An 8,479-nucleotide genomic window follows, 5' to 3' on the forward strand; every position below is an offset into this window, starting at 1 on the left:
CGGCGGCCCGGGCCGCCGCGAGCGAGCCGGGGGCCGCGATCCTGGTGGCCGGGCTCGGGCTGATCCTCGGCCAGGAGTCGGTCACCGTCGAGCTGGCCGAGGAGCAGGTGGAGCTGGCGCGTCGGCAGGGCCGGGTGGGCTGGCTCCCGCAGGCGCTGTTCTACCTGTCGTGCGGCTGGCAGTTCGCGGGCCGGCAGGCCGAGGCAGCCGCCGCGGCGGAGGAGGCCCTGACGATCGCCCGCGACACCGACCAGCGGCAGTGGATCGACCGGCTCGGCGAGCCGCTGGCGTATCTGGCCGCGGTCGCCGGAGACGAGGACGGGTGCCGGCGGATCACCGACGAGGCGCTCGCCGGCGTCGCGGGCGCCGACCCCGCCTGGCAGGTGCCCTGGGTGTACGCCGCGCTCGGCCTGCTGGACCTCGGTCACGGCCGCGCCGAGTCGGCGCTGACCTGGCTGGCGCCGCTGGCCGAGGGGCGGGCCCGGTTCCATGTCTCGGCCACCCGCAGCACCCCGGACCTGGTCGAGGCCGCGGTGCGGGCCGGCCGGCCGGACGCGGCGGCCGAGGCGTTCGCGCAGTACCGGCGCTGGGCCGGGCACGCCCGGCAGCCGTGGATCGACGCGGTGGTGCTGCGCTGCCAGGCGTTGCTCGGCCCGGACGAGACGGCGGGGGAGTCGTATGCGGCGGCGCTGGCCGCGTACCGCCGCCTGAACCGGCCGTTCGACGAGGCCCGCACCGCGCTGTTGTACGGCGAGTGGCTGCGCCGCGGCCGCCGCCGGGCGGAGGCCCGCCCGTACCTGGCCGCCGCGCGGGACGCCTTCGACAAGCTGGGGGCGGCGCCGTGGGCGGCACGGGCCCGCACCGAGCTGGGTGCCGCCGGCATCCCGACGCCTCGGCCCGCGGGTGGCCCGGCGGCCCGACTCACCCCGCAGGAGCTGCGGATCGTCTCACTCGCGGCCGCCGGGCTGTCCAACAAGGACATCGCGACACGGCTGTTCCTGTCCGCCCGGACGGTCGGCTACCACCTGTACAAGGCGTACCCGAAGCTCGGCGTGGTGTCCCGCGCCGAACTGGCCGAGCTGGACCTGAACGCCCCCTGACCGGGCGGCGCGGGACGAAGGGGCCCGTCCGCCACTGGCCCGGTCGGCCAGGAACTCCTCGATCGACCTGGCTACCGGGCGTGCGAACGGCCCCTTCCTCGCGTCGATCAGGGCAGGTCGGGGTAGAGGGCGGCGACCCCGCCGGACAGGCCGGCGAGGACCTGGCGGGCGGTGTCGTCGGCGACGATCTCGTAGCGGTCGGCCTCGACACCGTCGACCGCGATCCGGGCGATCTCCGCCGGGTCGGACTTCGACACGTCGAGCCCGGCGGTCATGTCGGTGTCCATGTAGCCGACGTGCAGGCCGGCGAGGCGTACGCCCCGGTCGGCGAGTTGGACGCGCAGCGCGTTGGTCAACGCCCACTCCGCCGACTTCGCGGCGCTGTACGCCCCGACGCCGGGCAGCGCGAGCCAGGACAGCGCGGAGAGCACGTTCAGCACGGTGCCGCCGCCGTTGGCCGCGATCCGCGGGGCGAAGGCGCGGACCATCTCCAGGGTGCCGAAGTAGTGGGTCTCCATCTCCAGCCGGATCTTGGCCGGGTCGGCGTCGAGCAGGTCCGCCCCGGTGCCCGAGCCGGCGTTGTTCACCAGCAGGGTGACGTCGCCGGCCAGCTCGGCGGCGGCCGCCACGGAGGCGGGGTCGGTGATGTCCAGCCGGACCGGGGTGACCCCGGGCAGGTCCACGGTGTCGGGGTTGCGGGCGCCGGCGTACACGGTGGCGCCCCGGGCCAGCAGTTCGGCGGCCAGGTGCCGGCCGAAGCCGCGGTTGGCGCCGGTGACCAGGGCGGTGCGTCCTGCGATCTTCATGTCTCGCTCCGGGTGTGGCAGGGATGGGTGTGGCAGGGCTGGGCGGGCAGGTCCGGGGTCGCCGGCGGGGTGGTCGGCAGCAGGCCCGGTCCGGGCAGCACGGCCACCTCGTCGGCCGGTACGTCATGCCCGGCGTCGCAGCGCAGCCGTACCTGCACGGGTGCGCCGCAGTCGCGGTGCGCGACCCGGATCGACGGCTCGTCGACGGCGTACGTGTCGCCCCACTGCCGCAGCGCGGCGAGCACCGGCAGCAGATCCCGGCCCTTCGGGGTGAGCAGGTACTCGTCGCGGGTGCGCTGGCCCGGCTGGCGGTAGGGCCGCCGTTCGAGCAGCCCGTCGGCGACGAGCTGCTTGAGCCGGGTGGCGGCCACCGGCTCGCTGACCCCGGCCCGGTGGGCGAAGTCGTCGAAGCGCCGGGTGCCCAGCGAAGCCTCGCGTAGCAGCAGCAGCGTGGTCCGGTTGCCGACCACGTCCAACGCCGCCGCGATCGAGCAGTTGGCGGTGGACCAGGTGTCACGCCGGGCGAGCAGGTCGGTCATGCCGGTGACGCTACCCGAGCTGACTTAGGAAAACCAAAGCCAGCTAGCTCACACCGGCGGAGGGGAATAGCGGCGGGGGAGAGCCACCGCTCAGAGCTGGCCGGCGAAGAAGCCGTACCGGGCGAGCGGCTCGACGATCTCCCGTTCCTCGTACGACAGGTGGGACAGCAGGGTGTCGGTGAGCAGGTCCACCGCCTCCTGCAGCGCGGTGAAGTCGCCCGGGTGGTGGATCAACTCCACCAGGGCCCGGTCCACCCCCTCCACCACCTCGTGGATCACCTCGTGCTCCTCGGTCAGCCGGTCCAGCACCGGGCCCAGGCCGGCGTCCGCGCGACGCAGGTGCGGGAAGATCGAGTTGTCCTCGAGGCCGTGGTGCTGGGTCACCACCGTGCAGTACGCGGCGCAGTACGCCCCGAGCGTCCAGTTGTTCTGTCTCATGGTCATCTCGTTCAGCGCGGCCCGGGCCGCACCCGCCGAGACCGCCCCGCGCCGCACCTGCTCCAACAGGTCACGCACCTGGCCCAGTTCCTGCCGCAGGTGGTCGTGCACGTCCACCAGATGCTGGCCGGCCGCCTGCCCGCGCACCGTGTAGCGCTGGCCGGCCGGCGCCGGCGGGGCCGCCGGGCGGGTGCTCTCGTCCCAGAGCCGCCGCGCGCTCAGCCGTACCCCCGGATCCGGGGTGGGGGTGACCGCGAGGCCGGTGGTCTCCCCGGCCGCGACGGCCGCCTGCTCCCGGGCGGCCGCCTCGGCGCGGTCGCCCGGCGCGGCCCGCTCGGCACCGACCAGCTCGCGCACGGCGGGCGCCACCTCCTGGCCGAACAGCTGGATCGCCCGGGGATCGTCGCTGCCGAGGATGAACGTGGCGATGCCGTGCTCCAGCGCTAGCCCGGCCAACTCGTCGACCCACTGCTCGGGCGGCCCGGCCAGGAAACCCGTCGACGAGCGGGCGAAGCTGCCGTTGACGTTGAGCAGCCGGCGTACCGCCGCCGGCGCCCGCCCGGCGGCCTCGGCGCCCTCGTCGATGAGCGCGTTGAGGGCCGGCAGCTCCGCCGGGCCCTTCGGCAGGTACGACAGCGACGGCAACCAGCCGTCCGCGGCCCGCCCGACCAGCCGCAGCATCCGGGGCTTGTACGCGCCGACCCAGATCTGCACCGGGTGCGCCGGGGCGGGCCCGCGTTTCGCCCCGACCACCCGGTAGTGCTCTCCCTCGACCCGGACCATGCCGCGCCGCTCGGTGTCCCACACCTCGCGGATCACCCGGATCGCCTCGTCCAGGGCGGCCACCGCCTGCCCGGGGCTGAGCCGCCGGCCGCCGGCCGCCTCGATCGCCTCCCAGAACGCCCCGGCGCCCAGCCCCAGCTCGATCCGGCCGTCGGTGAGCAGATCCAGGCTGGCCACGCTGCGGGCCAGCACCACCGGCTGGCGCAGCGGCAGGTTCAGCACGTTGCCGGCCAGCCGGATCCGGCTGGTCGCGGCGGCCACGAACGAGATCAGCGTCCAGGTGTCCAGGAAGCCGGGCTGGTACGGGTGGTCCTGGAAGGTGACCAGGTCCAGCCCGCTCTGCTCGCTGAGCTTGGCCAGCGCCACCACCTGCTCCGGCCGCCCGGCCCCGGGGGTGAGGAAGCCGCCGAAGTGCAGTTCGTGTCCGTGGTCGGTCATGTCCGTCCCGCCGCCTCGTGCCGATCTTGTGCCAACCCCGCTCACGGTAGTCCGCCGTGGCGCACCGCCGGCCGTCGGTTCCGGAACCGGGGCGAATCCGTTCACCGTGGATGGCGGCGGGCGCTTGTCGTCGGCACCGTCCTCAGCGGAGGGTCCGCCCGCCGCCCGCCGCCCGCCGCCCGCCGCCCGGGTACGCGGCCGACGTGGACGGTCACTGTGGGTGATGATGCGCCTTGTAGGGCACGTGCGGGGGACCCGCAACCCGGGGCGTCCGCCCGTCGCTCGGCCGGGTGAAGAACTTCACAAGAAGTGGGCGATCGTCCGAAACCGTTCCTAACGTCGTATCCGTTCGCGATCGCGGACACCACGGGCTGGCAACGCCTAATCCCGCCGCCGGCCCGGTGGTACCTGGACCTCAGGCGGGAGCGGGGGACCCACACGTTCCTCGGTGCTCGACACCTCGGGGTGAAGCCGCCACCGGCGGCCGGGCTCCTCGGCCCGAACCCGACAGCTCACCTCGTCGGCGTGGAGGAAACCATGGCAACTGCACATCTCGCCCGTCATCGTCGCGCCGGCGCCCGCCGGATCGCCGTCGGCGCGCTCGTCGCCGGTGCGGCCACCGGCGCCGCGGCGCTGCTCGGGCCCGCCGCGCCGGCCAGCGCGTCCAGCGTGAACTGGGACGCCATCGCGCAGTGCGAGTCCGGCGGCAACTGGCACATCAACACCGGCAACGGCTACTACGGCGGGCTCCAGTTCTCCCGGGGCACCTGGAACGGCTACGGCGGGCAGAAGTACGCCAGCCGCGCCGATCTGGCCAGCCGCGGCGAGCAGATCGCCGTCGCCGAGAAGGTGCTCCGGGGGCAGGGCATCGGCGCCTGGCCGGTCTGCGGCAAGAAGGGCGGCTCGACGAAGCACCACGCCGCCCGGGACTCGGGCTCCACCACGTCGTCGCCGCGGGCCACCGGCACGCGGTCCGCGCGCGCCGACCAGCCGGCCACCCGCAGCCACCGGCGCACCGCGCCGAGCACCGGCGCCACCGGCGGCTATCTGGTGCGCCCCGGCGACACCCTCTCCGAGATCGCCGAGGCGAAGCGCGTCGCCGGCGGCTGGCACGCCCTCTACGCCCGCAACCGGGACGTGGTCGGCGCCGACCCGGGCCTGATCTTCCCGGGCCAGCGGCTGCGCCTGCGCTGACCCGGCCGGTGGCCGCGCGCCGCTGGATCGGTCCACCGCTCTCCCCACGAACGCCCGGCCGATTCTCCGGCCGGGCGTTCGGCTGCCCGGCGGCCGCCGCGACACGCCGAGGCCGGCCGGGTCCGGGCTGATCGTGCGCCGGCGTACGGCTCGCGGCGGTGCGTGACGCCGCGGTGTCGGTGCCGGTTGCTATGGTCACGGTGCTCCGGAAAGACGTGAAGAAAGCGCGGTTATGACCAACGACCCGTTCTCCGCGGCCGCGAGCCTGGACGAGCTGCTCACCCGGACCCAGCAGACGCTGTCCGCGATGCGCTCGCGGGCCGTCGAGCACGCCGACGGCGACCCGGCGGAGCTGCTGCGCGCGGAGGGCCTCGCCGCCGACGGCCGGGTCCGGGCGGTCGCCGTCCAGGGTGGCCGGTTGGAGTCGGTGACGGTCGATCCGGCCCTCGCCGACGAGGGGTGGGAGACCGTCTGCCGGCACGTCGTGGCCGCGGCCAACGCCGCCCTCGCTGGGCTCGACGCCCGGGTCGCCGCCTCCGCCCAGGCCGACGTGGACGCCCTCGCCGCGCGCCTCGGTGGCCTGCCGGAGCGCTCGGCGCGGCAGCTGGAGCTGTTCGGCCGGGCGATGGAGGGCGCGGCGGCCCGGCTCAACCGCGACCCGGGCCGGAAGGCGCGCACCCGCCGACCGGCCTGAGCCGACGCGCCGCCGGCCCAGGCCCGCCTCGGTCAGCCGGGCCTGCCGCCAGCCTGCGGCCGGCCGCGCCCTGATTCCCGGCGGTGACGCAGCGACCGGCGGTGACGCAGCGACCGGCGGTGACGCAGCGACCGGCGGTGACGCAGCGGCCGGACGTGACGCAGCTACCGGACGTGACGCAGCGACCGGACGTGACGCGGCCGCCGGACGTGACGCAGCGGCCGGCCGTCGGGAGGACGACGACCGGCCGCTGACAGGTGTCGGTCAGCTCAGGTTGAGCGCCGTGTCGTCGACGACGAAGGAGGTCTGCAGCGAGCTGTCCTCCACGCCGGTGAACGAGATGGTGGCGGTGGTGCCGGCCAGCGACGAGACGTCGAAGGAGCGCTGGACGTAGCCGCTGGCCTTGTTGAGGTTGGAGTAGGTGGCCAGGGTGGTGCCACCGGCCTTCACGGTCAGCTTGTCGTACGCGGTGCTCGTGGTCGACTCCGCGCTGTCGATGTGCAGCCAGAAGGTCAGCGTTGCCCGGCAACCCGCGGGGATCGTCACCGATTGCGACAGCGTGTCGGTGTGCGACGAGCCGTAGCCGTCCAGCCAGGCCTTGTAGGAGCCGCCGTGCGCGGCCTGCCCGGAGTCGGTGGTGATGACCCCGGAGCTCGCCGACCAGTTCACGTTGCCGGACTCGAAGCCGGGGTTGACCAGCTTCTGGCCGGAGCAGCCGCCCGGCGCCGGGGTGGTGGTGCTCGGCGTCGGCGTGGGGCTGCCGCCGGAGCAGGTCGGTTCACCGGACTGCGCCGGCACGCTGACCGCGGTCCACGCCGCCTTCACGGCGTTGAACTCGGTGCAGCTGCTCGGGTAGAGGTTCTTCGCCGCCTGCAGCGTCCAGACCCGGTACTTGAGGTACGACGACGACGAGGTCTTCAGCAGCATCGCGTTGTACATGATCTTGATGGCGGTCTGGATCCCGAGGCCGGTGACCGTGCTGCCGTTGCAGGTCGAGCTGGTCGGCTGGCCGTTGGTCGGGTTGCTGCCGTTGGCGAGCAGGTAGAACCAGTGGTTGCCCGGGCCGGCCGCGGCGTGCACCTCGGTGCTCGGGATGCTGCTGGAGTAGCAGTTCGGGTCGCCCAGCGCCGACGGGTTGTACATGTTGCGGATCGGGCCGCTGCCCACCAGGTTGACCTTCTCGCCGACCAGGAAGTCCGGCGCGTCGTAGCTGGCCGGCTCGTTGGCGTACCACTCGGTGGCCGCGCCGAACGTGTCGGCGACGAACTCCTGGGTGCCGCCGCCGGAGATGCCGCCCGGGGTGTGGTCGTCGATGCCGTGGCCGATCTCGTGCGCGACCACGTCCAGCGAACCGATCCAGCCACCGGCGGTGTTCTTGCCGATCTGGACCTGGGTGCCGTCGTAGTAGGCGTTCTGGTCGTTCAGGCCGACCCGGATCGGCCAGTAGCCGCCGTTGCCGTCGGCGCCGTTGCGGCCGAGCCACGCGGAGAGCATCTTGCCCTCGGTCTGCGCGCCGAAGAACGCGTCGACGCAGCCGGTCTCCTTGTTGGACGCGGTGCCGTTGCCCCACACGTCGTCCGAGCCGCTGAACGTGGTGTTGTTGGCGGCGTCCTGGCAGACCAGGCTGGTGTGGCTCGGGTCCTTCAGCGAGTAGGTGCTGCCCGACAGGGTGGTGGTCAGGGTGACCGGCCCGTTCCACGCGCCGGTGCCGCTGCCCGCCATGACGTGTTCCTGGGTCCGCAGCACCTTGCCGGTGTGGGCGTCGACGTCGACGGTGAGCCGGCTCGGACCGTCGGCGCTGGTGCCCCGCACCGTCGTCTCCCAGGCCAGCGCCGGCTGCGCGCCGAGGGTGTAGACGACCAACGTGCTGCCCTCGACGGAGCTGACCGTCTTGAGCTGGGCGCGGGCGGTCTTCTCGGCGGCGGCGGCGGTCAGCTTCGGCGTGGTGGCGAGGTCACCGATGCTCTGCTGCTGGGCCACCGAGGCGTACTTGAGGTTGCCGGCCTGGTCGGTGGCCAGCACGAAGTCGCCGCCGGTGACGGGCAGTCCCTTGTAGGTGCGCTCGTAGGGGACGTACTGGGTGCCCGCGGAGGTGATGACCGGGCGCTGCACGAACGCCTCGTCGGCGCTGGCGTGCAGGTAGGCGGGGCGATTGGCGACCAGGGCGCTGGCCGACTTTGCGGCGTTCGCGCGGGCCTGGGCGGCGTCGGGGGCGGGACTCGGCGGGGCGGCCTGCACGGCGACGGCGGTGCCAGCGGCAACCAGACCGGCCGCGGCCGCGCCGGAGAGCGCGACGAGGCGAGGTGAGAGCTTCAAGGGGGTGTGCTCCTGTTCCTAGGCGCGCCGAACGGAGCCCGGTAGGGGCGTGCGGCGCGTGCTGCGAGGCGGGTGGCGGTCGGTCTCCGGGCCTGCCGGCGTGGGCCCGGTTCGACAGACCGACCGTCCGGGCCGCCGTGGTCGGCGGCTCGTTGGGTGCACAATCACACG

The 8,479-nt window shown here is 74.3% G+C and carries 7 protein-coding genes and 1 riboswitch; of the genes, 3 read left to right on the plus strand and 4 right to left on the minus strand.

The window, feature by feature from the left end; translation table 11 throughout:
- Positions 1-1,100: helix-turn-helix transcriptional regulator (locus tag LQ51_RS23900; RefSeq protein ID WP_046569351.1), on the plus strand; the 1,100-nt coding region annotated here is incomplete at its 5' end.
- Positions 1,101-1,207: 107 nt separating this feature from the next.
- Here the strand turns inward: LQ51_RS23900 and LQ51_RS23905 are convergent.
- The 3 genes from LQ51_RS23905 to LQ51_RS23915 form a co-directional block, all read right to left on the minus strand.
- On the minus strand, positions 1,208-1,906 hold the full coding sequence (locus tag LQ51_RS23905; protein WP_046569352.1) for an SDR family oxidoreductase: 699 nt from the start codon (positions 1,904-1,906) through the stop codon (positions 1,208-1,210).
- Positions 1,903-2,445 carry a winged helix-turn-helix transcriptional regulator gene (locus LQ51_RS23910; protein ID WP_082159612.1) on the minus strand — a complete coding sequence of 181 codons (543 nt, stop codon included), beginning with the start codon at positions 2,443-2,445 and terminating at the stop codon, positions 1,903-1,905. Before LQ51_RS23910 ends, LQ51_RS23905 begins: the two co-directional genes overlap by 4 nt.
- Before the next feature lie 90 nt (positions 2,446-2,535).
- Positions 2,536-4,104, minus strand: coding sequence for an LLM class flavin-dependent oxidoreductase (locus tag LQ51_RS23915; protein ID WP_046569354.1), 1,569 nt, complete (start codon positions 4,102-4,104; stop codon positions 2,536-2,538).
- Positions 4,105-4,472: 368 nt separating this feature from the next.
- A riboswitch (cyclic di-AMP (ydaO/yuaA leader) is annotated at positions 4,473-4,645 on the plus strand.
- Between LQ51_RS23915 and LQ51_RS23920 the strand changes: the two genes are divergently transcribed.
- Entirely contained in the window at positions 4,642-5,298 is a 657-nt protein-coding gene (locus tag LQ51_RS23920) for a LysM peptidoglycan-binding domain-containing protein (RefSeq protein WP_046569368.1), read from the plus strand. (Overlaps the previous riboswitch by 4 nt.)
- Before the next feature lie 232 nt (positions 5,299-5,530).
- Positions 5,531-5,992: a YbaB/EbfC family nucleoid-associated protein gene (locus tag LQ51_RS23925; protein ID WP_046569357.1), complete on the plus strand. Its 462-nt coding sequence runs from the start codon at positions 5,531-5,533 to the stop codon at positions 5,990-5,992.
- Between the two features lie 264 nt (positions 5,993-6,256).
- Here the strand turns inward: LQ51_RS23925 and LQ51_RS23930 are convergent, their stop codons facing one another.
- Positions 6,257-8,308, minus strand: a complete 2,052-nt coding sequence (locus LQ51_RS23930) for a M4 family metallopeptidase (RefSeq protein ID WP_046569358.1) — start codon at positions 8,306-8,308, stop codon at positions 6,257-6,259.
- Positions 8,309-8,479: the final 171 nt, after the last annotated feature.

The organism is Micromonospora sp. HK10 (assembly GCF_000982955.1).
Lineage (GTDB): Bacteria > Actinomycetota > Actinomycetes > Mycobacteriales > Micromonosporaceae > Micromonospora.

What these genes read in the sequence shown, in the direction of transcription:
- LQ51_RS23915 (WP_046569354.1), bottom strand. Translation starts at nt 4,104, where the DNA reads ATGACCGACCACGGACACGAACTGCACTTCGGCGGCTTCCTCACCCCC.
- LQ51_RS23920 (WP_046569368.1), top strand. Translation starts at nt 4,642, where the DNA reads ATGGCAACTGCACATCTCGCCCGTCATCGTCGCGCCGGCGCCCGCCGG.
- LQ51_RS23905 (WP_046569352.1), bottom strand. Translation starts at nt 1,906, where the DNA reads ATGAAGATCGCAGGACGCACCGCCCTGGTCACCGGCGCCAACCGCGGC.
- LQ51_RS23925 (WP_046569357.1), top strand. Translation starts at nt 5,531, where the DNA reads ATGACCAACGACCCGTTCTCCGCGGCCGCGAGCCTGGACGAGCTGCTC.
- LQ51_RS23910 (WP_082159612.1), bottom strand. Translation starts at nt 2,445, where the DNA reads ATGACCGACCTGCTCGCCCGGCGTGACACCTGGTCCACCGCCAACTGC.